The sequence below is a fragment of the Sphingomonas sp. GC_Shp_3 genome (genome assembly GCF_026540945.1).
In the GTDB taxonomy this organism is placed as follows: domain Bacteria; phylum Pseudomonadota; class Alphaproteobacteria; order Sphingomonadales; family Sphingomonadaceae; genus Sphingomonas.
This window is the reverse complement of the sequence record NZ_JALNUT010000008.1, coordinates 109,715-135,131: the sequence shown is the minus strand read 5'-3', so window position 1 is coordinate 135,131 and position 25,417 is coordinate 109,715. Positions and strand designations below refer to the sequence as shown.

The following is a 25,417-nucleotide window of genomic DNA, read 5'->3' as shown; positions in this document are numbered from 1 at the left end:
CTTTATTGCCCCATTATGGGGTAATCAGGAGCGAGTTGGCAGTTTGTTCCATAGCTTAGCGTGCCATTATTGGCCACATCGACACTGTCGCAGTGGCCTTAAGTAGTGCAGCGGAATGGTATTCACAGGCACCATCGGATACCAGCAGGCATGACAGACGTGCCCATCTCCAACCCGCAGACGCGTAGCGTTTTCGCGGCGGCGGTGGGTTTTGTGTTGCTTGCTGCGGCAACGGCGTTGGCAACCGCAGGTCTGACCTCCCTCGCCGAGCTGCGCAACATCCCGACACCGCTGTTCCCGGCAATCGGCGTTGCGCTGGCGGGGCTGGTGGTCGGCGGCCGCCGGCTCTGGCCAGCGGTGGTGATCGGTGCCGTCGCTGCGCTGTTGGTTCATCCTCATACCTATCCGCCGATGCTGGAGGTACTCGCCAGCCTGGCGGGCGCGTCTGCGGCCTGGCTTGGTGCGAGCCTGATCCCAGCGGAGGGAGATGTCAGGGCGCTGCAGCCTTCGTTGCTCGCGCTGCTCGCTGCCGGTGGCGCGGTGGTCATCACTTGCGCGGCCGGTGCCGTGCTCGGTGCACTGCTGCGTGGTTCTTCGCTCGACAGTACCGATGCCGTCCGGGAGTTCGCGACCACGGCACCGGTCCAGACCATCCTCGCCCTCGCGCTGCTGTTGTGGCCAGCGCGCGCGACGCGCCGCCCCGGGTTAGCACCCGTGCTGCTCGGCGCGATCGGGCTGCCGCTGCTCGCGCTCGCCGCATTGTCGATGCTCGATATCCGGCCGGGCGCGTGGGTCGTTGTACCGCTGCTGTTATGGGCGGGAGTCGCTTACCGCCGCAGCGCGATCGGCGCCGCGCTGATCCTGCTGCTGCTGAGCGGCGCTTCGCTAGTCATTTTCAGCATCACCGCAGGCGCACCGCTCACGGCCGATCTGGTGCCGTTCCTGGCGCTGAGCGCCACCGCCGCGCTGATGATCGATGCGCTGGGCATCGCCGGCCGCGCTACGCTACCAGCCCACACCCGGCGCGCCACCGAGATGACGGCGTTCGTCACCGACGCACCGGTCGCGATCGCCGCCCTCGATGCCGAACTACGCTATCGGGCAGTGTCGCGCCGCTACCTGCGCGACCTGCGGCTGGAAAACGAACCCTCGATCATCGGCCGGCGCCCGGCCGAGGTGCTGCCGCCGTACGCCGCGCACCTCGGCGACGGTGCTGTGCGTGCGCTCGCCGGCGAGAAGGTTTCGCGCCCAGTCAGCAAAGTACGGATGGCGGATGGCTCGTGCGAGTATCTGCGGTCCGAGTTGCAGCCGTGGCACGATAGTGACGGTGCGATCGGTGGCGTGATGGTGTTCGGTGAAATCGCGACGGAGGCGGTGAGGTCGCGTGCCGCGCTGGAGGAGGCCGAAACCCGATACCGCGCCGTCTTCGAACAGGCGGCGGCCGGTTTCGCCCGCACCGGGCTGGATGGCCGTTTCCTCGAAGTGAACGACCGCTTTTGCGAGATCGTCGGGCATGATCGCGCCGCACTGCTGACGAAATCCTATCGTGACATCACCCATCCGCTCGATCTCGGGGCGAGCGATGCGATCTTGCAGGCGATGATCGCCCGCTCCGACGAGCAATTCTCGGTCGAAAAGCGGTATTGCAGCCGCGAGGGCCAGATCGTCTGGGTAACCATATCGGCGACCGTGATCCGGGACCGCGATGGACAGCCACTCTACGCGGCGTCGGCCATACAGGACATCACCGCGCGCAAGGATGCGCTCGCCGCGCTTGCCAAGAGCGAATTGCGGCTGCGGCTGGCGCAGTCGGCTGCGGGCGCCGGACTGTGGGAGATCGATTTCGAGCGTGACGCGATCATCGCCTCCGCCGATATGCTGCGCATGCACGGCGTCGCGCCCGAGCGCACCAACGGCGTACCCCTTCGGGAATGGCGTGCCTTGTTCGACCAGCCGACGCTTGATCTGATCGACAGCAGCGGATTCGCCTCCCGCGAGGTTGCCAATCATGACATCGTGTACCCGGTGGTGCGGTCGGACGGCACGCTGCGCTGGATCCATAGCATGGGTCGCACCTATCGGACCACCGATGACACCAAACGCATCATCGGCCTCTCCATCGACGTGACCGCCGCGCAGGCGGCGCAAGCGGAGCTGAGACACGCACAGGCAACGATGCTGCGCGTGTCGCACCTGAGCGCGATGGGCAGCGTGGCAGCAACGCTCGCACACGAACTGAACCAGCCGCTTGCCGCGATCGTAAACTACATCGAAGTGTGCATTCGCATCCTGAAGGCGCAGGCCGATGGTCACCCGCCGCAACTGCTCGACGCGGTGCTGCAGGCGCAGACACAGGCGATGCGCGCGGGACAACTCGTTCAAAAGATGCGGCAATTGACTCCGAACAGCGCCGCCACACGCCGCCGCGAGCCGATCGGCAACATTATCGAGAACGCCTATACCGCCATCGCCCCCGACGCCGTGGCCGAGAACGTCACGGTGCAACGCAATTACGAACACGGCAACGAGGAGATCCTGGCCGACCGGCTCCAGATCGAACAGGTGCTGATCGGTATCTTCCACAATGCCATCGAGGCGATGCGCGGCTGCGAGACCAAGCGCGTCGACCTTACCGTCGCGCGGCGCGGCGACACCCTCATCATCCGCATCGCCGACACCGGCGTCGGCGTGGCGGCGGCGGCCATCCAGCAGGTGTTCGAACCGTTCGGCGATCCACGCGATCGTGGCTCAGGACTGGCGTTGCCGGTGTGCCGCACGATTATCGAAAGCCACGATGGCAAACTGACGGCCGAGTCGGCGCCGGAGGGCGGCGCGGCCTTCCTCATCGCGCTGCCCGTCGCGCCGGTGCGCGAGGCAGGTCAGCGGCGCGCCTTGCCCGATCCCGTGGCGCGAGCGTGACCGACGACTCTGCCAGCCGACACACGCAAAACTATGGGAAATATGCCGCAATAACGGCAAGCACCGCCGCCGGATCAAGCGCGTCGATAGGGATCTGCTTGTCTGGCTGCGCACTATACCCCGTCATCATGCCGTTGCGATCGACTCCGATCGAGACGACGCGAAACCCCGCGTCTTCCCGCAGCACGGCAAGCGCGCCTGGCGCGGGAAACACGTCCGGATCGACCACCAGCACCGCATGCGCCGGCATGCCAGCGCCCAGCGTCGCGCGGCACATCCGCACGCCGAAGCTTGCCGGGCCGGCCGCAGGCGGCGCCGCGATGGTGAAACCGGCTGGCGTCGCCGCGATCAGCCCGTCGGCAAGTGGCGCACCATACACCGTCAGCAGCGCGCGCGCGTCCGCTGCCGGCGTGGGCGGGGCCTGCGGCACCGGCGTAGCGCTACTGAGTTGCTTGCGCAGATCGGCCACGCGCTCGGCAGTGCGGCGACGACGACTCGCCTCGCCGGGCAACCGCTCAATCCACGTATCCAACGCGCCGGCGGCATGCGCCTCGCGCACGGTCTGCACCAGCGCATCGAAGTCCGCGACGTCCATGACCGCGCAGATGGCGCGCAACGTCGTCGCGTTCCAGCGATCGGGTGTCTTCACCGCGTTCTCGATCCGCGACACGATCACCGGCGGAAGACCATAGACGCTCTCCAGCACCGCCAGCGGCAGATCACGATCGACCTGCCGCGTCTTGCGGAAGGCGGCAGCGAGCAGGATCGCCAGTTGCTCAGCGGGCGGGTCAAATTCAAGTTGCTGGCCGCGCTGCGCCACCCAATGCGCCATGTCGAAGGCGGGATCTTCGATGTCGAGCAGCAGATCGACCGGCGAGATGCCGAGCAGGTCGGCAATCGCCTGAAGCTCATCGGCGCGGGCGACGACCTCACCACGTTCGATTTTCGACAGCCGGATATAGGGGATCGCCGGTAGCGCGGCGGACAGCCCGAGCAACGCGGAGAACCCATGCAGTCGGCGCTGTTCGCGCAGATGGTTCGGGAACACGATGCTGCGATACGGGTCGAGCGGGATCGCGGGGGCGTCGTTGCCGGCGCTCGCAATCAGAGCACCACGGGCGCGCGGCGCACCGCGGCGTGCGGTTGCATCCATCATTCCGGCTTGTTTGCGAACCGCCACTTCACCCTCCGGCTCCGGCAAAAGAAGCCGGTGCGCTGTTGCGGCCTGATAGCAAGCGTTCGCGGAAGGGAACAGGCGATTATGGCAGGACTAGTGCGCCCGGCTGCCCCGTTGCGGCACCGAAAGTTTGGCCCAGCGCCCATCGGCAGCAAAGGGCGCGATGTCGACGCACAGCACGGCACCGCTCAGCACCGCGCCGAGCCAGTCCCCTGCGGCCACCGACACCTGGTCGGGGCTGAACGCCGCACCGCTTCCATCGGTCATCAGCCCGACCCGATCACGCGCGGCCTCCGGCAGCATCGTGGCAAGCTGGCGCAGCGTGGCATTGGCGGCATAGCAAAGCGCGTGCATCGCCGGATCATTGCTGCGGGCGATCCCGTTGGTGCGGCTACCATCGGCAGCGATCTTGTCGATGCGGATGGCGACCTTGCCGGCACGCACCGTCCGCTCGATCAGCAGCATCGTGCAGTCTTGCGCGGCGATCAGCGCGCGGGCGTGGGCGATCAGGTCGGCCGTCGGGATCGCCGGCGTGGCCGGTGCCGGTTCGCGCGTGCAAACCGGCCGATGCCGCGGACCGCATTGTGCCGAGAGATGCCGCATGACTGTTCCTCCAAGTCCCTACTAGACCTTATAGGAGGAGTACGTACTCCGACAAAACAGCTCTCAAACTTTAGTTGAGACGGGCACCGCGTGGTGCGAGCGTCTGCTCACGCGGCAGGAAAGCGGCATCGGCGGCTTCGAAATCGGCGGGGACCGAGGCGATCGCCTTGACGCGCACCATCTGGCTCTGGCGCTGCGCCGGGCTCGGCAGCAGCGAGCGGCTGCGGTCGGCCGGGCGGCTGCGCAGGTGGGCACCGTCCTCGGCGAGTTCGCTGATGATCTTGCTGGCGCGGCGCGTGATCTGGCGCAGACGCTCGCGGGTCAGGTCGCTTGGCAGTTCGGCGGATTCGTCGGCGTTGAACAGGTGATGCTCGACGATCTCGCGGTCGCGCTGGATGCGCTCCTCCAGCTTGGCGGACTCGCCTGCATCGAGCGTCTTGGCGCGGGTGCCGGTCTTGGCGCGGGCGCGCAGCAGGTGGCTGGTGCCAACCTCGCGAAGATGGTCGACATAGGCATCGAGCAGCGCCTGTGCGGCACCCTCGGCCATGAACGACGATGCGGCGGCCTCGGTGGAGGGTAGCGCGCTCTCGTCCTCGATCAGGAATTCGTGCACGCCGTCCTCACCGTCCATGCCCATCGCCAGAGCGTCGAGCGAAACGGTGGCAGCGGAGACTTTCTTCGCGGACGGACGCTGGTCGGCCATCAGACGGAAGCGCAGGCCCTGCAACTCGCCGCGGATCTGCCAGTTGACGAAGGTTGTGAACTTGGCCTTCTCCGGATCGTATGCGGCGATGGCGCGGTGCACGGCAATCGCGCAGACCTGCTCGGCATCGTCCCAATGCGCGACAAGGCCGTACTGGCGGATGAAGTGGCGGATGCGGGGCGCGATCAGCGTGAGGATGCGGGCGAACGCCTTGTCGACATTGGCGCGCTGGCGGTTGGTCTGACGGACCTCGCCGGCCGGCGTGTTCTCGATGACGACGGCAACGGCCACTTCCAGCAGATCGGTGGTCTTCGACATGATCTTCCCCTTGTTTCGATGCATCCCGTCGCATCGCCTGAGGACATTAATGCCGTTCGAAGACTTAAGGGATCGTTGTTAATCCTATAGGTGTCTCCACCTAATCCTATATTACGTAGAGTCCCGCAGCTGTCGGCGCCGGCAGCGGCACACCGCGCCGGATCGCCGAGGTGCGATTGGCACGGAACCGCCCTTCCCCGTAATATCGGCGGGTCGGTACGCCGTCCCGTGCTTGCCCGAAGTGAGGGGCGCGCGTGTTTGTGAGGAATGCCTCACTCCCCTCGTTATAGGCCGATTCGATATACTCGGCATCGAGTCGAAGTGTTTTCATCACCACCGCGGTCAGGCGCGCCACGCGCCTCCCCCGTGCGGGCTGGAAGCCGCGACTGGCGTGTTCGGCAGCGATCGCGCAAAACCGTGTCGTGACAATGCCGTGATCGGCGGACAGCCAGTGCGGACAGAACCCGAGCCGGCGGTGCATCGTCGCGATCGCGCGGGCCGAGTCCACATAGCTGGTATCAAACCGTCCGGTGAAAAGGGCGATCCAATGGCGTGCCTGCGCGTGGATCAGGTCGTTGATGTCGGACCTGTCCGCACGGCAGCGAGCGGCGGCAGGACTGGCCTGGATCTGGACATTGCAGGCCGCGATGATAGCCGGGACAGCGCGTTCGAACGCCGGCGCGGCTTCGCGCAGCAGCGCGTGATCGGCTGCGTCGAAATCGCGAATATCGAAGACCCCGCTGTAATGCGCGCGGATCGTCACGACGGCAGATGCAGGTGTGGGAGGCATGTCATCCTTTATAGGACGACCAGCCGCGCCACGGCTTTAGGATTGCAGCGTCGTCGCCTTCACGCCCGACAGGACGTAACGCGCCGGGCGCACGTTGCGGCTGACGTGGCTGGCAAGCCACATGCGGTGCGCGTCGGCCGCGTTACCCGCAGCAGCGATATCGCGTCCGGCCTTGGCGGTGCCGATCTGCGCGGCGAGCAGGGTGCGCGCGCGACCGCTGTCGAGCTGCCCGCGCAAGAACTTCGCGGCGTCGCGCGGCCCCATGTAATGCGCGAGATAGGCGGTTTTGCTGATCTCCTCCACGCTGTTGCCGACGGTGATGCCGCACTTCTTCAGCGTATCGAGATTGCAGCGCGAATAGTCCGCGATCGTCTGGATCGAAGCTTCGGCGTCATACCGTAGTGCAAGCACCTTGGCGCGCGCCTCGGGCAGCACCTTGCCGCTCGCGCACAGCCAGCCGTTACGTTGCGCAACGCTGTGCAGGAAACTGCCCGCCTGCTCGGCCATGCCGACCCAGGTACCGCTGATGAACTGGCCGAGCCCTGCCGCGCTCGATCGCGGGTTGCGCGAATAGACGTTCCACCGCCCGTCCGATCCCTTCGCCGCCTCGGCATCGATGATCGAGGCAAGCGACGCGGCGGGAATGCCGCTGCGCACGGAGGCCTTCTCCAGCGACGTGCGATGGCGTTCATTGGCGCCGAGACCGTCGATGTTGGCAGGCGCGGGATCGTCGCTCGGCACGCTCGCGGTCTGTTTCGCAACCGCTGCCTGTGCGATCGGGCCGGATACCATCGCCGAACTGCGGTCGAACCGGGCGAGCATCGCCTCGAACCCGCGGGCGAGCGGTGGCGCGTCCGCAACGGCGGAGGTCACGCCGTCCTCACCGCCGATCGCCGCCTGCCATAGCCGGCTGGTGATCTGCGACTGCGCTTCGGCGTAGATGGCGCGGGCGCGCGCCTCACGCTGGACATGGGTGGCGGCAACTGTAGCAGCATCGATGCGGTGGCTCATGCGCGGCGCTCCGCACGGGCGGTGGCGGCTTTGCGCGCGACGAAACGGCCGAGCGCGAAATCGTCGGCAGCGTTCTGTTCGGCAAGCGCGATCGCGGCGTTAGCCTCGTCGCGGAAGCGTTCGGCGGCACCTTCGGCGGCCTTCAGCTTGCCATAGGCTTCCGCCGCCTCGCCGCGCAGGCGGTCCAGCCGGGCCACCGCGTCGCGACGTTGCGCTTCCAAGCGGGACCGATCGGCGCGGCGACGCTGCGCGAAACCGTGCATCGGCATCGTCCAATCACCCGCTACGATGCGATATTGCGCGGCTACGTCTGCTTCGACGGCGGCAAAAGCCGCGTCGATCTCGCCCAGCCGCGACATCTCGCCACTGATCTGCCCGCGCAGATCATCGACCGAACGGCGCTGGAGCCGCACGACCGGATCGACCGGCGTCTTCATGCCGCCACCGCCAATGCCGCGTCATCCTCGGCAAACAGGTCGGCCAGCGCCGCGAAATCGCCGCCGCCGCCGCCCTGCTGCTGCTTGCCCTGCTTGAGCATGTCTTCGATGCGGGGGGCGAGCCGCATCGCCGCATCCACCGCAGGGTTGGCGCCGGCCTTGTATGCGCCGAGCCGCACCATTTCCTCCATTTCGCTGAAGGTGGCGAGCAACCCGCGCGCGCGGATGCGAAGTGCGTTTTCCTCGGCCGACTGACAATGCGGCAGCGTGCGCGACACGGATTTGAGGATATCGATCGCCGGATAGCGCCCCCGCTCGGCGATGCGGCGGGTGATGACGACGTGGCCGTCGAGGATACCACGCACCGCGTCCGCCACCGGCTCGTTATGATCGTCGCCGTCGACCAGCACGGTGAACAGCCCGGTGATCGAACCGTGGCCGTGCAGGCCCGGCCCGGCCCGTTCCAGCAGGCGCGGCAGTTCGGCGAAGACGGTGGGGGTATAGCCTTTCGACGCAGGCGGTTCGCCGTTGGCGAGGCCGATCTCGCGCTGCGCCATCGCGAAGCGCGTGACCGAATCCATCAGGCACAGCACGTTGAGGCCCTGATCGCGAAAATGCTCGGCGATGGCGAGCGTGGTCCAGGCCGCCTGCCGACGCATCAGCGCAGGCGCGTCGGACGTCGCCACCACCACCACGCTGCGCGCGAGACCGTCGGGTCCGAGATCATCCTCGACGAACTCCTTCACCTCGCGACCGCGTTCGCCGATCAGGCCGATCACCGCGACATCGCAATCGGTCCACCGCGCTAGCATCGACAGCAACACCGACTTGCCCACGCCAGAGCCGGCGAACAGGCCAAGCCGCTGGCCGAGGCACAACGGCGCGAACAGATCGAGCGCGCGCACGCCGGTGTCGATACGGTGGCCGACGCGGCCACGCTCGGCGGCGGCGGGCGGTTCGGCCTTCATCGAGCGGGGTTCGGCGCCGATCGCCATCGGCCCCTTGCCGTCGACCGGGCGGCCGAGGCCATCGACCATGCGGCCAAGCCACGCATGGCTCGGCCGGATCGAGACCTGATCGGAGACGAGATCGACGCGCGCGCCGCTGGCGATGCCGTGCGGATCGCTGAACGGCAGGCACAAGGCCGCGCCGCGATCAAGTCCGGTCACTTCCGCCTCCACCGGGCCTTCGGGCGTGCGCAGCGCGACGCGCGCGCCGATGCTGGCCGCACCGAGGAAGCCCTCCACCTCGATCAGCGCGCCGCGCACCGCGACGACGCGCCCGTAATGGCGTTCGACCGGGCTGGCGCGCAGCGCGCGGGCGGCTGAGGCGAGGCTGTGCATGGCGTGCGCTTACGCGGCCAGCGCCGAGAGGACGCCGGTTTCGTAATCGATCAGCCCACGGCAGTCGGTGAGCGCCCGGTAATAATCGCTCAGCCCGACGTGATGCGCAAACGCGACGCACAACGCGCGTGCCTCCGGTGCTTCAAGCGCCCCCATCAGATCGGCGAGCAGCGTCAGGATGCTGTCGCGGTGCGCGTCGCGGCCCTCCGGATCGAGATAGGCCATCATGCAGGCGAAATAGAGCCGGCGCGCCGGCGTGTTCGCCTCCTCGGGCGCCATCACCTCACGGCCGCGCAGCAGCGCGACGTCGTTCTCGATGACCAGTTCGGTACGGCCGACCGAACGCAGCACCGCGCCGTTGATGACCAATTTTTCGTCGTTGCGCAGCGTGATCTTGAGCATGTCGGTATCGCCTGATGATCGTGTCCTTGGCTCCGTTATAGGAAGGCCGTGACGGCGAATGGCGCGCAACTAGGAAAATTTTGCCGTTTTGGCCGCAGCCTCACGCCTTCCTACAATGCATCTGAACGGGCGCGCTGCCCGGCGACAGGAGTGTACCCTTGAGCCTCTATTCAGCCTTCTATGCCGGTGTGTCCGGCCTGAATGCCCAGTCGAACGCGATGGCGACGGTGGCCGACAACATCACCAACGTGAACACGGTCGGCTACAAAGCGGTGGATTCGCAGTTCGTCTCGCTCGTCACCGACGGGCGCACCGACCAGACCTATACGGCGGGCGGCGTGCAGCTCGCGCCGCGCCAGCTCATCTCGAAACAGGGGCTGTTGCAGGCCTCGTCGGGTACCAACGATCTCGGCATCGAGGGCAACGGCTTCTTCGTCACGCGCGCAAACTCGCCGAGCGGCGAGACCGTGGCCTACACCCGCGCAGGCGCGTTCGCGCCCGATGATTCCGGCTATCTCAAGAACAGCGCCGGCTATTACCTGCAAGGCTGGAAGCTCGACGCGGCCGGCAATTATGCCAACAACGGCACGGTCACCAATCTCCAGCCGGTTCGCCTCAGCGACCTCAGCGGCAGCGCGGCGCCGACCACCAAGATCGAATTGCGCGCGAACGTCCAGTCGACCACGCCGACCTATGCCGGCACCTACAATGCCGGCGACATGGCCGCCGGCACCACGACGCCCGCCTTCACGCGCTCGCTGCAGGTCTATGACGGTCAGGGCAACCCGCACAACCTCACGCTCGGCATGGTGCGCACCGACGCCAACACCTGGCAGACCGAAGTCTATGCCGATCCCAAGAGCGACGTGACCGCTGCCGGCGGCCTGCTCGCCAGCGGCACGATGAAGTTCAAGGCGGACGGCAGCCTCGATATGGCCAATTCGTCGCCCGCGCTGTTCGGCTCGCTCACCCCGACCTGGACCAACGGCGCGGCATCGCAGCCGATCAAGCTCGACCTCGGCACCGATGGCGGCATGGACGGCTTCACCCAGTTCGCCAGCGCCTCGGGCACGGTCGCGTCGAACATCGACGGCGGGCTTGCCGGCAATGTCTCCTCGATCGACATCACCAAGGCGGGTGTGGTCAGCGCGGTGTTCGCCGACGGCACCAAGCGCGCGGTGTTCCAGCTCCCGCTCGCCACCTTCGCCAATCCGGACGGCCTCACCCGCCTGCCCGGCAACGGCTTCACCGTGTCGGGCGAATCCGGCAACATGCTGCTCAACGCCGCCGGTACGGTCGGCGCCGGCACGGTGCAGGAGGGCGTACTGGAGCAGTCGAACGTCGATCTGGCGGGCGAGTTCACCAACATGATCCGCTTCCAGCGCGCCTACAGCGCCTCGTCCAAGATCATCACGACCGTCGACGAGATGTTGCAGGAAATCAGCAATCTCAAGCGCTGATCCGTAAACGGGCCGGGGACCACCAACCATGTCACTCAACGAAATCCTCGGCACCGCCGTCTCGGGCCTCGCCGCATCGCAGGCGGGGTTGCGCAGCGTCTCGAACAACATCGCCAACGTCAACACGCCGGGCTACGCGCGGGAGAAGACGGCGATCACCTCCAACGCGTACGGCGGCGTCAGCATCGGCGAGCCGACGCGCGTCGCCGACCGCTTCCTGGAGGAAACCGTGTACCGCCGCGCCGGCGACACCGGCCAGGCCGACGTCCAGGCCAATTACACCAGTCGACTGCAGGCGCTGCTCGGTACGCCGGGTGACGCCTCCGGCCTGCCCGGGCGGATCGATGCGATCTCGGCGGCGGCGATCGACCTGACCGGCACCGCCGGCGCGACGCAGAAGAAGGCGGTGTTCGTAGCCGCCGTGCAGGATGCGATCGGCGGACTGAAGCAGACCCAGGCCGACACGCAGGCGCTGGCGAGCGACGTCGCGGGCGATCTCAGCGCCAGCGTGGACCGCGCCAATGTGCTGCTGAAGCAGATCTACACGCTCAACGGCACGGTTTCGCAGGCGCAAGGGCAAGGCCGCAGCACCGCCGCCGCCACGGACCAGCGCAACAGCGCGATCGAAGAGTTGAGCGGGCTGATGAAGGTGACGGTGCGCAACCAGTCGGACGGGCGCGTCACCATCGAAACGTCGAACGGTACCGCCCTGCTCGATGACCGGCTGCGGCAACTGTCCTATCCGGTCGGCGATCAGGCCGCCGCGCAATCAAGCTATCCGGCGATCACGCTGCGCTTCGCGGATGGTGATCTGGCGGCAGGAGCCTCGACCGGCGAGAAGATCGATACCGGCACGATCAGCGGCAAGATCGGCGGCCTCGTGGCCCTGCGCGACCAGACGCTGCCGGCGTTTCAGGAGAAGCTGGGCGCGCTGTTCACCGGCCTTGCGGGCACACTCAACGCCGCCAGCAATGCCGCCACCACTGTCCCCGCGCCCAACAGCCTGGAGGGTCACGCCACCGGGCTGACGGCGGGCGATCGGCTCGGCTTCACGGGTGCCGCCACCTTCGCCGTCACCGATGCGAGCGGCAAGCTCGTCGCCAAGACCAGCCTCGATTTCTCCACGATGGGCGCGAACGCAACCGTCGGCGATGCACTGTCGGCGATCAACGCCGGCCTGAACGGCGCGGCCACCGCCTCGCTGGACGCCACCGGCACGCTCACCTTCACCGCCGCCGCCAGCGGCAACGGCGTGGTGGTCGCGCAAGGCACGCCGGCAAGTGATCGCGGCGGCGCCGGCTTCTCGCAATATTTCGGGCTCAACGACGTGGTGCGCAGCGATACGTCGCCGCTCGTCCCGACCGGTTTCACAGCCGGCGATGCTAGTGGCTTCGCGACCGGACAGACTGCGGAAATCGACCTGCGCGACGGCAACGGCCGCATGCTCGCGGCCCATGTACTCACCCCGGCAACCGGCGGAACGATCGGCGATCTCGTCACCGAACTGAACGGCAGCGACCTCGGCCAGTACGGCAGCTTCGCGCTTGCTGCGAATGGCCGGTTCCAGTTCACCCCCAAGGCATCGGTCGGTGGCGCCGCCATCTCGATCCCGTCGGATTCGACCGACCGGCTCGGCACTGGCGTGTCTTTCACCGCGCTGTCCGGGCTGACCGGCGCGGCCGATGCGCTGACGAACGGCGGGGTGCGGGTCGATCTCGCCGGCGATACGCGCAAGCTGCCGGTGGCGACCTTCGACGCGAGCGCGGGCATCGGCAGGCAGGCGCTCGGCACCGGCGACACCAGCGGCGCGACCGGCCTCGTCAACGCGCTTGCCGGCACCACCGATTTCGGCACCGGCGGCAAGGCAGCCCTCGAAACCTACGCCGCAAACCTCGTCAGCAGCGCCGGCATCGACGCCAACCAGGCCGCCTCCCGGCTCAGCGTCGCGAGCGCCAGCCAGACCGACGCGATCAACCGCCGCGACAATTTTTCCGGCGTCAATCTCGACGAGGAACTGTCACAGATGGTGGTGCTGCAAAACAGCTATTCGGCCGCCGCCCGCGTCATCTCCACGGCGAGCCAGATGTACGACACCCTGCTGAACATGATCAAGTGAGAGAGACATCATGACCCGCGTCGCCACCATTCCGCTCCAGTCCGTGCTGATCTCCGGCATCCAGCGCGCACAGTCGCAGATCGCCGTGTCGCAACAGCAGCTCGCCTCGGGCAGCAAGGCGCCCGATTACGCCACGCTCGGCACGGATGGCGTGCGTACCGTGTCGGCGCATTCGATGCTCGCCCGGCAACAGGCGGAGTCGACCGCGACCACGCAGGCCGGCACCACGCTGGCGCTTCAGGACACCGCGCTGACCGCGATCGATGGCAGCGCCAGCGACCTGCGCACGCAATTGCAGACCGCGATCGGCAGCGGGCAATCCTCCGGCCTGCAAAGCACGATCCAGGCCGCGTTCGATCAGTATCGCAGCGCGCTCAACACCACCGAAGGCGGCATCGCCGTGTTCGGCGGCGCGCAGACCGATACGCCGCCGTTCACGCCGGCCACGCTCGCGGATCTCACCACCACCGATGCGCCCGCCGCGTTCGCCAACGACCAGAAGCGCGCCACCGTCCGCGTCGGCGAGAACCAGGATCTGACGGTCGGCGTGTTGGCAAGCGATGCCGGCGGCGGCCTGTTCGATGCGTTCAAGGCGCTGGCGCAGGCCGGCACGATCGGCACCACCCTCACCGATGCGCAGAAGACCGCGCTTAGCGATGCGGTGAAAAAGCTCGATTCCGGCATCTCGCAACTGCGCGACGTCAACGCCGAGAACGGTCGCAAGATGGCGCAGGTCGACACGCTCGGCACGCGCGCGCAGGCGCGCAACACGCTGCTGAAGGGTATCGTCAGCGATAACGAGGATGCCGATCTTGGTCAGGTCGCGATCGATCTCGCCACCCGCAAAAGTGCGCTGGAGGCGAGCTATTCGGTGTTCGGGCAGCTCTCGCGAATGAGCCTGGTCAGCTACCTGCAATAGACATCCGCCGATTTGCTAACGCGGGCTTAACCCAGTGCCGCTACCGCTCGGCTGCGTATGGAAGTAGGCATATCGATGAGCGAACGGAACGACGATCTGCGGACGGCGGCGGCCTGGAATGCGATCTGCCGTTCTCAGGCAGTGATTGAGTTCGACACCGGCGGCCACGTGCTGTGGGCGAATGCGATCTTCCTCGACCTGATGGGCTATACCCTCGACGAGATCGTCGGGCGGCACCATGCGATCTTCTGCGACGCCGATCTGATCCGCACCCACGCTTACGCCGCGTTCTGGGCCAAACTCGGCAGCGGCGCGTTCGATGCGAACGTCTACCGCCGCGTTGCCAAGGATGGCCGGGAGGTGTGGTTGCAGGCAACCTACACGCCAGTGCTCGACCGCGACGACCGTCCGGTCAAGATCATCAAGTTCGCCACCGACATCACCCGCCAGGTCAAGCTCGAACAGGAGGTGCAGCTTCGCCTCGACGACGGCGAGCGTTTCCAGAACCAGTTACAGGATCGCAAGCAGCAGCTTGAATCGACGATGCAGGAACTCTCCGCCATCGTGCAGGCGATCGGCGACATCGCCGCGCAGACCAACCTGCTCGCGCTGAACGCCACGATCGAGGCGGCGCGCGCCGGCGAGGCCGGGCGCGGCTTCGCGGTGGTGGCGAGCGAGGTCAAGAAACTCGCCGGCGACACGCGCCAGGCGACGCAACGCGCCGCCGACATGATGAAGCGCGGCACGGAGCGCGCGCTCGCGGCCTGACGGCTGGACGCGCGTCCGGCGCTACGCCCCGAGCAGTGGCGCCAGTTCCGCCAGCACCGCCGCACGGCGCGCGGCGGCATCCAGCACCACGCCACCGCTATCCCACGCGATCTGCGCGTCGCCGGGGGCGAGCGTGATATCCTCGATCACCACCAGTGCCAGCCGACGACGGTCGCGACTCTGCCGGTCGGCGATGCGGGCTTCGATATCGGTGACCAGATCGGGGTGCACGCGGATCACCACTTCCTGCCCGCGCGCCACCTGCCCGAGCACACGCGCGATCGCGTCGTCGATCGCCTGTACCGGCGCGAGCGCGACCGCATGCCCGGCGAGCATGTCCGCCGCCGCCAGCGCCACCTCAGCGGCATCCTGCGCAAGGCCGTCTAGCACCGCGCCGTGGCGTTCCGCAATGTCCTCGATGCCGGCCTGGAGCGCATCCGCCGCCGACAGCAGCGCTGTGTCGCGCTCCTGCCGAGCCTCGCGCAGACCTGCCTCGAACGCCTCGGCATAGGCAGTGGCGAGCGCGGCGGCGTGATCCGCGCGCAGCGCCGCAAGCTGCGCTTCGGCCGCCGCGAGGCGCAGCGCGAGTTCGCTCGCCGATCCCGACAGATCGGGTTCGGCGATGGCGAACACGCGGTCGAACGCAAACGGGCGCGCCTGGAAGCTCATGTCCGCCATCATCAATACACCATCGCTTCATCGTCCTTGGGATCGACCAGCACGATCTCGCCGCGATCGGCGAGTTGCTTGGCAAGCCGGACGAGCTGGCCCTGCGCCTCTTCGCATTCGCGCGCACGCACCGGCCCCATGCCGGCGATGTCCTCGCGCATCATCTTGGCGGCGCGTTCGGTCATCGAGCTGAGGAACAGTTGCTTCATCGCGTCGGGCGCGCCCTTCAGCGCCAGCGCCATCATGCGCTTGTCGGCGTTTTTGACGACGGTGGCGATCGCGGTGGGTATCAGGTTCGACAGATCCTCGAAGGTGAACATCAGCGCGCGAATGCGGCTGGCGGAATCGGGCGAGCGGTTGTCGAGCGCGGTGAGCATCGCTTCCTCGGTCGATCGGTCGAGCGCGTTGAACAGTTCGGCCATGCTCTCGTGCGGATCACGACGCTGCGACCGCGACAGGTTCGACATGAACTCGCTGTGCAGCGTGCGTTCGATCTCGCCGACGATCTCCTGCTGGACGGGCTCCATGCGCAGCATCCGCTGGATCACGTCGATCGCGAAGTCGCGCGGCAGCGCCGCCATCACGCGCGCGGCATGTTCGGTCTTCAGCTTGCTCATGATGACCGCGACCGTTTGCGGATACTCGTTGCGCAGATAGGCGGCGAGTACGGTTTCGCTGACGTTGGACAGCTTGTCCCACATCGTCCGGCCCGAAGGCCCGCGAATATCCTCCATGATCGCCTTGGCACGCTCGCCGCTCAGCACGTTGCCGAGCAGCCGCTCGGTCGTTTCGAACGAACCGTGCAGCGAGGAGATTGTCGACACCTCGGAGGAGAATTGCAGCAGCAGATGTTCGACCACCGGCGCGGCCACGCTGCCGAGCTCCACCATCGCCGCCGACAGTTCGCGGATCTCATCGGCGCTGAGCTGTTCCCACAGCGCTGCGCCATTGTCCTTGCCGAGCGCCAGCAGCAACGCCGCCGCACGCTGCGGGCCGGAATAGCGCTTCAGCTCCGGCGGTTCGATGATGGGCGCCGTCATCGGCATCTGCGTCCCCTTTGCAGCCGTTCCCAAAAAAACTGTTCCCGCGCCGTCCGGCACCGGTTTCACGCTCTATTATAGGATTACCGATGCGCGGTCGGTGAAAGGCGGTAAAGAAAGTGTCGATAAACTCTTCCAGCGGATTGATCGGGCTGTCGCTGCTCTCAGGCGACACCAGCCTGTTCGCCTCGGCCAACAGCAGCGCCGCCGCGACATCTGAATCGCTCGCCGTGCGCAAGGCCAAGGCGCAGTTCACGCTCGCCGCCACGACGCCACCGTGGAAGGCGCCCGCGTCCAAGGCATCCGACAGCGCGCAGGTCGCCACCGTCAAGGCGATGAAGACCATCATCGACGCCACCACCGCGCAGAGCAGCACACTGCCCGACGACGTGAAGACCAGCTTCACCGCGTACAAGGCGCTCGACTCGCTGCGCATCCTCGCGCAGGCCGCATCTTCCGCCACGCTCAGCGACAGCCAGCGCGCCAGCATCAACAAGAGCTTCGCGAAGGGGCTGGCCGATCTCCAGACCTATCTCGGCACCGCGCCGACCTCGAAGCTCGATCTCGCCTTCGCGCAGCCGACCCGCCGCGGCGAGAGCGAGACGCTGCCGTCGCTTGCCGCCAATACCGGCACCGTCACCGGCAGCACCGTCGCGACCGCGCGCGACGCGGCGTTGACCGGCATGACCGGCAGCGAGCAATTCTCGGTCGCGATCACATCCGGCTCGAGCAGCACCACCGTGCATGTCGATCTGGCGGGCTCCCAGCAGCCGCCGACCCTCGATTCCGTCGCCGCCGCGATCAACGCCGCGATCGCCGCGATCCCGGCGAAGAACGCGGACGGCACCGTCGCGCTGGATGACAATGGCGATCCCAAGCCGCTTTACTCCGTCAAGTTCGCGCCCGTGAAGAACAGCGACGGCTGGACGATGGGCATTACCACGCCGCGCCTCGAACAGGTCGCGATCACCCAGGACAATGCGCCCGACGCGCTGATGGTCTCGGTCGGCAGCAGCGCGCTCGATGCGCCCTCGGCCGTGCGGATGCTGCGCTTCGACGATCCCGCCAATAACGGCGCACAGCACAGCTATGGCAGCGTCACCGCGCTCGACACCGATGCCACCGCGCGTGCGGCGCTGCTCCCCTCGACAACGGTAGCGGTGAAGGGCGTGACGCCGCCGCCGCCCGCGCAGGTCAACGCCAGCCTCACCGCCAACGCCAGCGTCACCGCCCCCGATGGCAGCACCTATGTGGTCGGCACCGCCGCCGGCGATGTCGGCGGGCAGACCCTCGCCGGCAGCCAGGACCTGCTGCTCACCAAGCGCGACAGCGAGGGCAAGGTGGTGTGGGAGCGGATGCTCGGCGCGGCCGGCAGCGCGACCGGCGCGGCGGTCAGCCTCGCGCCCAACGGCGACGTGGTGGTGGCCGGCACCGTCACCGGCAGCTTCGATACGCAGAACAGCGATGGCGACGTGCTGGTCTCGCGCTACAACACCACTGGCGAGGAGCAATGGTCGACGGTGGTTCGCGCAAACGGCGCAGACACCGCGAGCGCGATCACCACCGCACCGGACGGTTCGATCTACGTTGGCGGTCGCGCGGCAAGCGGCGACGGCGATGCGTTCGTCGCGCGGCTTGACGGCAACGGCCGGTTACAGGAACGCCGCGTCATCGATAGCGGCGGCAGCGACGGGGTGAGCGGCCTGGCGGTGGACCGCGACGGCAACGTCCTCGCGCTGATGCACGCCGGCACCGACACGCAGGTGCGCAAGCTGCAAGGCGGCGCGCTGTCCACCGATCTCGGCCAGATCAGCCTCGGCACGGTCGAGGCGCGCGCGATCGCGGTCGGTGCGGACGGCACGGTCGCCGTTGCCGGCGCGACAAGCGCGGCGGTGGCGGGCGCGCAGGCCAACGCGATGTCAGGTGGACGCGACGGTTTCGTCACGTTGCTCGACACCGGGCTGACCAGCGCCGCCACATCTTACGTCGGCACCGCCGCCGACGATCAGATCGACAGCATCGCGTTCGACGGCACCACGCTTTACGCGGGCGGCCGCACCACCGGTACGATCGGCGCCGCCAAGATCGGTTCCACCGACGGTTTCGTCGTCGGTATCGACACTGCGACCGGCGCGATCGGCAGTGCGCGCCAGTTCGGCCAGCTTTCCACGCGCACGGACTCGGTGCAGGTCTCGACCGCTAAGGGCGGCGCGAGTGCGCTCGGCGCGATCGGATTGAAGCTCGGCGTGCAGGGCGCGCAGGACTCCACGCTGCTCACCGCCAACACCTCGTTGCGCGCGGGCGATGAATTCTCGATCCAGGTCGAAGGCGGCGCGGTGCGCAAGGTGACGATCGCCGCCGACGACACGCTCACGTCGCTTGCCAGCCGGATCAACCGGCTGACCGGCGGCAAGATCACGGTTTCAACGCCCAAGGTCGGCAACGGCAACGTGCTGCGCATCGAAGCGAAGGCCGGCGCGTCCGTCGAGCTGATCGCGGGCGCTACCGGCAAGGACGCGCTCGCCAAGCTGGGCCTGCCGGCCAAGCGGCTCACCGTGTCCGATCCGGTACCGACGGGCGCGCCCAAGGTCCGGCCGGGTGGCACCTACGGCCTCGGCCTGTCCTCGGCGCTGCGCCTCGATAGCGTCGCCGATGCCAAGGCGGCGCTCGGGCAGCTTACCTCCGCGCTGTCGATAACGCAGACCGCCTATCGCTCGCTCTACTGGGACGCGACCAAGGCGGCCACCGTCGACGGACCGTCCGGCGGATCGAGCGTGTCCGCCTACGACAAGGCCAAGCTCGCCAGTTATACCGACGCGCTCGCGCGCCTGACCGGCTGATCGTGCCCAGCCTCCACGCTTTCACCTCAGGAATCTGACATGAGCCAGCAACTCCCTTCGCTGCTCGCCGGCATTGGCGATGCGATGCGCTATCTCGATACGCGCAAGGACGTCATCGCGCGCAACATCGCCAATGGCGACACGCCCGGCTTCAAGGCGCAGGAGACCGCACCGGCCAGCTTCGCCGGGATGGTGCAGAACGGTGCGCCAAGCGTCTCCGCACCCACCGTCGAACTCAGCAGCACGATGGTGTCGCTCGGCGCCCGCAACGTAAAGGCGGGGAACATCGTGCTCGACCATGACGTGACCGAGACGAAGCCCGACGGCAACAACGTCACGCTGGAGGACCAGTTGCTCAAACTCGGCAACATCCAGCAGGATTTCGCGACGCTGACAAACCTCTACCGCAAGCAGATGTCGCTGCTGAAAACCGCGCTCGGCAAGAACGAGGGCTGACGCAGGCCTCGCGCAAATGCGGCGAACGGGCTGAACAAAGCCGCGCTCATGCGTTGTGTACCCGGTTGGCCTGCGTGACAGGCCGCACAATCGGGAGTTTCACCATGAAAAAGCTTATCGGGTTCGCCCTGCTCGCCGCCACCGTCGCCGCACCCGCCGTGGCGCAGGATCACCGCGATCACCGCCGCAGCGAGCGGACGTATCGTCAGGATTGCAAGCGCAGCAGCGGCACGACCGGCACGATCGCGGGCGGTGCGGGCGGCGCACTGGCCGGCCACGCGCTGGGCGGTGGTACGCTCGGCACGGTCGCTGGCGGGGTCGGCGGTGCGCTGCTCGGCCGTCACCTCGACAAGAAGCACGACGCCGCGCAGAACCGCAAGAACGGTTGCTGATCCGGTTCGGGCCGGCGCGGTCCCCGCGTCGGCCCGTTCTTTACAGCCGGTAGTTGATCGACAGCGGCGCGTTCACCTCGCGCAGCGACACCTGTCCCTGCGCGCTATAGGCTTCGGAGCGACGCCCGGTCAGCCGCTGCATCTCGACGCCGACCGCCGCCATCATTTCGGCCGTCAGCGCGATCTGCCGCGTCAGCACCTCCGCGTTGACCGCCGCCGCATCACGCAAGAGGCCGACACGCGTCGTCAGCATCGCCCGCTCGTCCGCCGCCAGCGCCTCGATCCAGTCGGGCGACTGCCGGAACAGTTGAGCGGTGGCACCCTCCAGCATATCGACCAGCCGCGATTTCGCCTTGGCGAGCTCGGCGATACCGGGGCAACGGCCATGCAGCGCTAGGTTGTCGCTTTCCTCCTCCATCACGCCGACCAGCGAATCGATCGTGTCGATCAACGTGCCGAACAGGGTGTCGGTCGGGCCAAGCTTCATGACTGCGTTCACGACTTCGATCCTTGCTGGAGTTTGATGATTTGATCCATCACGGCCGGGGCGAGACCGATCCCGCCGACCTTCGCCATCTGCTTGCCGAGCTTTTCGGCGAGAATGCCCTTGAACATCTCTTCGCCGTGGCCGCCGCCGAACTGCTCATCGGTCTGCACGTTCTCAAGCATCAGATTTGTCATCTGGCCAAGGAATACCGCCTCGAACTCCTGCGCGCTGTCCTTCGCCTTCTTGTTGGCGGCGAGCGCCTGCGCGGTCGGCACGGCGGCGGCGGTTGGAGATACGGCGTCCATCACTGCACCTCGATTTCGGCCTGGAGCGCACCCGCCGTCTTCAGCGCCTGAAGGATGGTGATGAGATCGCGCGGCGACACGCCCAGCGCGTTCAGCCCGCCGACCAGCGACTTGAGCGAGGCTCCCTCCAGCATGGCGAGCGATTTGCCGCCCCCGTCATCCACGTTGATCTGCGTGCGCGGCAACACCTGCGTCGTCCCCGACGACAAGGGTGCCGGCTGCGAGGCGACCGGGCTTTCCGCCACGCTGATCGTCAGACCGCCCTGTGCGATCGCCACAGGGCTGACGCGCACGTCGGCGTTCATCACCACCGTGCCCGCCGCTTCGTTGACGACGACGCGCGCCGGCTGATCGACATCGACCGGCAGGTTCTCGACGCGGGTCAGCAGATCGACCACCCCACCCGGCACCGCCGAGGTCGGGGTGAGCTGGACGGTCGCCGGATCGAGCATTTGCGCGGAGCCGGGGAAATTCTTGTTGATGACATCCGCGACCCGCTGCGCGGTGGTGAAATCGGGATTGCGCAGCGCCAGTTTCAGCGTGTTGGCGGAGCGCAGCGCATAGGGCACCTCGCGCTCGACGATGGCACCGCCGGCGATCCGCGCCGACGTCGACACGCCCCGGCTGATGTTCGCCGCCGCGCCCTGCGCCTTGAACCCCGACACCGCGACCTGCCCCTGCGCCACCGCATAGGTATTGCCGTCGAGCCCGCGCAGCGACGTCGCGATCAGCGTACCGCCCTGCAGGCTGGTGGCATCGCCCAGCGCCGCCACCGTCACGTCGATCGCGGAACCGGCGCGCGAGAACGCCGGCATCGTCGCGGTGATCGACACCGCCGCGACGTTCTGCGTCTTCATCTGCGCCTGGCGGATGTTGACGCCCATACGCTCCAGCATCGCCTGCATCGATTCCTCGGTGAAGGGGGAGTTGCGCATCCGGTCGCCCGTGCCGGCGAGACCGACGACGAGGCCGTAGCCGATCAGTTGGTTGGGGCGGACGTTCTCGAAATCGACGATGTCCTTGATACGCGACCCCGCCCACGCCGGCTGCGCACTGAATGCCAGCACGGCGGCGAGCCCGCCCAACAGTGTCCGCAGATTAGCCACGCGCATCCTTTGAAAACATCGGCGTCTCCGCCTTCATCTTTCTTATAGGATGATTGGGTACGAGGTGGCGTGAACGGGAGGATTGACGTGCGGATCGACGGGCTTGGTGCGATAATGCCGCAATTGCTGGTGCAGGCGATCGGCCGGCCCGCGCCCGCGATGGCCACGCTCGGCGATCAGGCGCCCCCGCCCGATACCGCGCTGCAACCCAATGCGCTCGCCAACCCCGCGATCGGATCGGTGCAGATGCTCGTCGCGATGAGCGCCGCCACGCCGCCCGAAGAACGCCGCCGCCGCGTCGTACAACGCGCCACGCGCGGGCTGGACGCGCTGGCGGCGCTCGATGCCGCAACGATTGTCGACGCGCCGCGCGCGGCGGTGGTGGAGACGCTGGCCGACTGGTCACGCGAACTGCACGAGGCGGGCGACCCGGCGCTGGATGCGCTGATGACGGAGATCGAGCTGCGGGTACAGGTGGAACTGGCGAAGTACGATCGGGAAGTTTGAGCGTACGCCGCAATCGTTATAGTGTTAGCGTCACGTGGAGATTGCCTGAACGCGCGCCTCCCGGCGTCCGGCACAAGCCAGGCGAGTCACGGATCTATTGTGACGCTGCTGGATGTTTTAACAATTGTGGTCGACCCGACTTTTCTTCCGTCCCGCACGTACGGGCGGCTAACCCTGAAGCCGGGTTTGAAATTTCCGCACGGATCCGGCGCTTCGCCCGATCTCGATATCGTGCGGCATGTCAATCCCATACCGGCCCCATCGGCAACGATCTGAGCCTCATACGCCGAACTCACAGTCGCCTTGTTTGCTTCCACGGCAGGCACTTCATCTGGAAGCATCCAATTGATCGGCAGCTTGTAGGTGGACGTGACGGGCTTCCCGTTGCGATCGATCGCCGGGTTAAACCTGGCGTGCGCAAGCGCGATATCACATGTCGCCGTGTCCAGGCTGGTTGTGCCGCTGGATATTTCGATGCTGCAACCAGTGGCTGTTCCGGTGAGGTCGACGCTGATGTCCGCAACGACCCGACCTTGTCGCTCTGCACGCAGGGCGTCCTTGGGATACTGATCAGGGCCGAACCACTCGCCGGGGTTTCCGATGATGATCGCAGGCATGGCGTGACGTGCCGCTTGCGCCGAACTGTCACTTGGAAACAGTGCCAAACCTAGCCCAACCAAGAGCAAACTGCGCATCGCAAACCTTCCGAACCAAACCGGGTAATCTGTTCCTATGACCCGCGACCTTGTCAAGTTTCGTGCTGCTGGTCACCCGCCGTTGAATAAAGGTTGGCTTTTCTACAGCAAAGCTATGCGCTTCCCTTCTTCCCCAGCTTCATCACGAAGCTGACGATTTCCGCCACCGCCGTGTAATGTTCCGGCTTGATCGGATGGTCCAACTCCACCGTGGCGTACAGCGCGCGGGCGAGCGGCGGGCTTTCCACGATCGGCACGTTCGCGCGTGTCGCTACCTCGCGGATGTTGAGCGCCACTGCGTCGACGCCCTTGGCCACCACCACCGGCGCCGCCATCGCGCCGTGATCGTATTGCAGCGCCACCGCATAGTGGGTCGGGTTGACGACGATCACGCTTGCCTCCGGCACCTTGGCCATCATGCGCTGGCGGGAGCGTTGCATCTGGATCTGGCGGATCTTGCCCTTGATCTTGGGGTCGCCCTCGCTTTGCTTGTGCTCGTCCTTGATCTCCTGAAACGACATCATCATCCGCTTCATGAAGCTGCGGCGTTGATAGAGGTAATCGGCGGCGGCGATCACCACGACGAGCAGCGCCGCCGCCTTGACCATCGCCAGCACGAGGCCGGTCGCCGCCGCGCCGATCGTCGCGGCGGGCGCGCCGATCAGGGTGTCGAGCCCGGCGATGCGCGGCCACACCATCCAGCCGACCACGACGATCACCATCACCAGCTTGGCGAAGGTCTTGGCGAACTCGACCAGCGCGCGCATTCCGAACAGCCGCTTGGCACCCGCCATCGGCGAGAGCTTGTCCCATTTGAGCTTGAGCCGATCGGTGGCGAGGCGGGGTTTGCCGGACGAGAACATCGTCAGCAGCGCGAAGGCGAACAGTACGGCGAGCATCGGCAGCACCGTCATCGCCGCCTGCCCCATCAGCGCGGACGCCAGGTGCTGCGCGCCGGCGGGGGTGATCGCGATATCCTCGCTGTGCCCCCACATACCGGTGAGCAGCACGCCGAACCGCGAGGCGGTCCACGTCCCCAGCATCAGCAGCACGGCGAGCGCACCGACGAACATCACCGCATGGCGCGCCTCGGCAGCGGTGACGACATCGCCCTTCTTGCGCGCGTCCTCGAGCTTCTTTTCTGTTGGTGCATGCGTCTTGTCGTCGGACATGCCGCTACCCCCACACCGACCGGGTCCACGCCGACATCGCCTGCGCGAACCCGCCGAGCATCGCCGCCATCAGCAGCGCGGTGATGCCCATCCCGAGCAGCAGGTTGAGCGGCTGCGCGATAAAGAACACCTGGATCTGCGGCGCCAAACGCGCGGCGAGCCCGAGTGCTACGTTGAAGACGATGCCGTACACGATTAGCGGCGCGGCGAGGCCAAGCCCAAGCTCGGTCGCGCGCGACACGGTGGCGACGACGAGTTGCGCAAAGTCGGCGGAGGACGGCAGCACGCCGACCGGGAACATCGCATAGCTGTGCACCAGCGCACCGATCCAAACGTGGTGGACGCCCATGCTCATGCACACGATCGCCGCCGCCACGCTCATCACTTTGGAGAGCACGGTCACCTGCCCGCCCATCGCCGGATCGCTCACCAGCGCGGAGGTCAAGCCGATCTGGAGGCTGATGAGGCCGCCCGCCATCGACACGGCGGTGAACATGATCTTGACGAGCGTCCCGAGCGCGAGGCCGATCATCAGCTCGACCACTACCATCGCCGCATAGGCCGCCTGATCGTCGGGCGCGTGCGGCAGTTTCGCCGACAGCAACCCGAAGAGCCCGAGCGTCAGGCCGAGCGACATCAGCAGCCGGATTCGCCCCGGCACCGCGTCTTCGGAAAACACCGGCAAGCACATCAGCATCGCCCCGACCCGCGCAAACAGCAGCAGGAAGGCGGTGGCGAACGCCGGCAACTGGCCGATGAGGGCGAGACCCTGCACGTTTGGA

General features: G+C 67.0%; 25 protein-coding genes. 9 read left to right on the top strand and 16 right to left on the bottom strand.

The annotated features are described in order from the left end of the window. Window positions 1-150: 150 nt before the first annotated feature. A complete protein-coding gene (locus OXR00_RS15150; protein WP_267389112.1) occupies window positions 151-2,919 on the top strand; it encodes a PAS domain S-box protein in 2,769 nt (922 codons plus the stop codon). A gap of 31 nt (window positions 2,920-2,950) precedes the next feature. On the opposite strand, the gene OXR00_RS15145 is transcribed toward OXR00_RS15150, so the two are convergent. From OXR00_RS15145 to OXR00_RS15110, 8 genes are all read right to left on the bottom strand, one after another. Beyond that, complete coding sequence (locus OXR00_RS15145; protein ID WP_267389111.1) at window positions 2,951-4,072, bottom strand: helix-turn-helix transcriptional regulator; 1,122 nt, start codon at window positions 4,070-4,072, stop codon at window positions 2,951-2,953. Between the two features lie 117 nt (window positions 4,073-4,189). Continuing rightward, window positions 4,190-4,699 (bottom strand): hypothetical protein, encoded by a 510-nt coding sequence (locus OXR00_RS15140; protein WP_267389109.1) that lies wholly within the window; start codon window positions 4,697-4,699, stop codon window positions 4,190-4,192. A 70-nt stretch (window positions 4,700-4,769) separates the two neighbouring features. Next, window positions 4,770-5,720, bottom strand: coding sequence for a sigma factor (locus OXR00_RS15135; RefSeq protein WP_242148697.1), 951 nt, complete (start codon window positions 5,718-5,720; stop codon window positions 4,770-4,772). Between the two features lie 106 nt (window positions 5,721-5,826). After that, window positions 5,827-6,510 carry a protoglobin domain-containing protein gene (locus OXR00_RS15130; protein WP_267389108.1) on the bottom strand — a complete coding sequence of 228 codons (684 nt, stop codon included), beginning with the start codon at window positions 6,508-6,510 and terminating at the stop codon, window positions 5,827-5,829. Window positions 6,511-6,546: 36 nt separating this feature from the next. Further along, on the bottom strand, window positions 6,547-7,521 hold the full coding sequence (locus OXR00_RS15125) for a peptidoglycan-binding protein (protein WP_267389107.1): 975 nt from the start codon (window positions 7,519-7,521) through the stop codon (window positions 6,547-6,549). Beyond that, window positions 7,518-7,958 carry a hypothetical protein gene (locus OXR00_RS15120; protein WP_267389106.1) on the bottom strand — a complete coding sequence of 147 codons (441 nt, stop codon included), beginning with the start codon at window positions 7,956-7,958 and terminating at the stop codon, window positions 7,518-7,520. Before OXR00_RS15120 ends, OXR00_RS15125 begins: the two co-directional genes overlap by 4 nt. After that, complete coding sequence (gene fliI, locus OXR00_RS15115; RefSeq protein ID WP_267389105.1) at window positions 7,955-9,301, bottom strand: flagellar protein export ATPase FliI; 1,347 nt, start codon at window positions 9,299-9,301, stop codon at window positions 7,955-7,957. Before fliI ends, OXR00_RS15120 begins: the two co-directional genes overlap by 4 nt. Before the next feature lie 9 nt (window positions 9,302-9,310). Further along, window positions 9,311-9,703: a flagellar biosynthesis repressor FlbT gene (locus OXR00_RS15110; protein WP_242148688.1), complete on the bottom strand. Its 393-nt coding sequence runs from the start codon at window positions 9,701-9,703 to the stop codon at window positions 9,311-9,313. A gap of 158 nt (window positions 9,704-9,861) precedes the next feature. Between OXR00_RS15110 and OXR00_RS15105 the strand changes: the two genes are divergently transcribed. The 4 genes from OXR00_RS15105 to OXR00_RS19705 all read left to right on the top strand — a co-directional run bounded on the left by OXR00_RS15105 (window position 9,862) and on the right by OXR00_RS19705 (window position 14,966). Next, window positions 9,862-11,163 (top strand): flagellar hook protein FlgE, encoded by a 1,302-nt coding sequence (locus tag OXR00_RS15105; RefSeq protein WP_267389104.1) that lies wholly within the window; start codon window positions 9,862-9,864, stop codon window positions 11,161-11,163. A gap of 28 nt (window positions 11,164-11,191) precedes the next feature. Then, window positions 11,192-13,279 carry a flagellar basal body rod C-terminal domain-containing protein gene (locus OXR00_RS15100; RefSeq protein WP_267389103.1) on the top strand — a complete coding sequence of 696 codons (2,088 nt, stop codon included), beginning with the start codon at window positions 11,192-11,194 and terminating at the stop codon, window positions 13,277-13,279. A gap of 10 nt (window positions 13,280-13,289) precedes the next feature. After that, entirely contained in the window at window positions 13,290-14,198 is a 909-nt protein-coding gene (locus tag OXR00_RS15095; RefSeq protein ID WP_267389102.1) for a flagellin, read from the top strand. Between the two features lie 75 nt (window positions 14,199-14,273). Next, on the top strand, window positions 14,274-14,966 hold the full coding sequence (locus tag OXR00_RS19705) for a methyl-accepting chemotaxis protein (protein ID WP_276593121.1): 693 nt from the start codon (window positions 14,274-14,276) through the stop codon (window positions 14,964-14,966). 21 nt (window positions 14,967-14,987) lie between these two features. On the opposite strand, the gene OXR00_RS15080 is transcribed toward OXR00_RS19705, so the two are convergent. Together OXR00_RS15080 and OXR00_RS15075 are read right to left on the bottom strand one after the other, a co-directional pair. Next, window positions 14,988-15,647 (bottom strand): FliH/SctL family protein, encoded by a 660-nt coding sequence (locus OXR00_RS15080; RefSeq protein WP_267389101.1) that lies wholly within the window; start codon window positions 15,645-15,647, stop codon window positions 14,988-14,990. Further along, window positions 15,647-16,681: a flagellar motor switch protein FliG gene (locus tag OXR00_RS15075; RefSeq protein WP_242148679.1), complete on the bottom strand. Its 1,035-nt coding sequence runs from the start codon at window positions 16,679-16,681 to the stop codon at window positions 15,647-15,649. The genes OXR00_RS15080 and OXR00_RS15075 overlap by 1 nt, the downstream gene beginning before the upstream one ends. Before the next feature lie 113 nt (window positions 16,682-16,794). Here OXR00_RS15075 and OXR00_RS15070 point away from each other — a divergent pair, with 113 nt between their 5' ends. The 3 genes from OXR00_RS15070 to OXR00_RS15060 all read left to right on the top strand — a co-directional run bounded on the left by OXR00_RS15070 (window position 16,795) and on the right by OXR00_RS15060 (window position 20,363). Then, window positions 16,795-19,515 (top strand): hypothetical protein, encoded by a 2,721-nt coding sequence (locus OXR00_RS15070; RefSeq protein ID WP_267389100.1) that lies wholly within the window; start codon window positions 16,795-16,797, stop codon window positions 19,513-19,515. Between the two features lie 39 nt (window positions 19,516-19,554). Next, a complete protein-coding gene (locus OXR00_RS15065; RefSeq protein WP_267389099.1) occupies window positions 19,555-19,971 on the top strand; it encodes a flagellar basal body protein in 417 nt (138 codons plus the stop codon). Between the two features lie 104 nt (window positions 19,972-20,075). Further along, complete coding sequence (locus tag OXR00_RS15060) at window positions 20,076-20,363, top strand: glycine zipper 2TM domain-containing protein (protein ID WP_242148673.1); 288 nt, start codon at window positions 20,076-20,078, stop codon at window positions 20,361-20,363. 40 nt (window positions 20,364-20,403) lie between these two features. Here OXR00_RS15060 and OXR00_RS15055 read toward each other — a convergent pair whose 3' ends face one another. From OXR00_RS15055 to OXR00_RS15045, 3 genes are read right to left on the bottom strand one after another with little or no spacing between them, the layout of a single operon-like run. Beyond that, window positions 20,404-20,862: a flagellar protein FlgN gene (locus OXR00_RS15055; RefSeq protein WP_267389098.1), complete on the bottom strand. Its 459-nt coding sequence runs from the start codon at window positions 20,860-20,862 to the stop codon at window positions 20,404-20,406. Continuing rightward, window positions 20,859-21,155, bottom strand: coding sequence for a rod-binding protein (locus OXR00_RS15050; RefSeq protein WP_267389097.1), 297 nt, complete (start codon window positions 21,153-21,155; stop codon window positions 20,859-20,861). The genes OXR00_RS15055 and OXR00_RS15050 overlap by 4 nt, the downstream gene beginning before the upstream one ends. Beyond that, window positions 21,155-22,243, bottom strand: a complete 1,089-nt coding sequence (locus OXR00_RS15045; protein WP_242149075.1) for a flagellar basal body P-ring protein FlgI — start codon at window positions 22,241-22,243, stop codon at window positions 21,155-21,157. Before OXR00_RS15045 ends, OXR00_RS15050 begins: the two co-directional genes overlap by 1 nt. 87 nt (window positions 22,244-22,330) lie before the next feature. Here OXR00_RS15045 and OXR00_RS15040 point away from each other — a divergent pair, with 87 nt between their 5' ends. Next, on the top strand, window positions 22,331-22,768 hold the full coding sequence (locus OXR00_RS15040) for a flagellar assembly protein FliX (RefSeq protein ID WP_267389096.1): 438 nt from the start codon (window positions 22,331-22,333) through the stop codon (window positions 22,766-22,768). An 86-nt stretch (window positions 22,769-22,854) separates the two neighbouring features. On the opposite strand, the gene OXR00_RS15035 is transcribed toward OXR00_RS15040, so the two are convergent. From OXR00_RS15035 to fliR, 3 genes are all read right to left on the bottom strand, one after another. Beyond that, window positions 22,855-23,463 carry an energy transducer TonB gene (locus tag OXR00_RS15035; RefSeq protein WP_242148666.1) on the bottom strand — a complete coding sequence of 203 codons (609 nt, stop codon included), beginning with the start codon at window positions 23,461-23,463 and terminating at the stop codon, window positions 22,855-22,857. Between the two features lie 113 nt (window positions 23,464-23,576). Continuing rightward, a complete protein-coding gene (gene flhB / locus OXR00_RS15030) occupies window positions 23,577-24,635 on the bottom strand; it encodes a flagellar biosynthesis protein FlhB (RefSeq protein ID WP_267389095.1) in 1,059 nt (352 codons plus the stop codon). A gap of 4 nt (window positions 24,636-24,639) precedes the next feature. Further along, complete coding sequence (gene fliR, locus OXR00_RS15025) at window positions 24,640-25,410, bottom strand: flagellar biosynthetic protein FliR (RefSeq protein ID WP_267389094.1); 771 nt, start codon at window positions 25,408-25,410, stop codon at window positions 24,640-24,642. Window positions 25,411-25,417 lie beyond the last annotated feature (7 nt).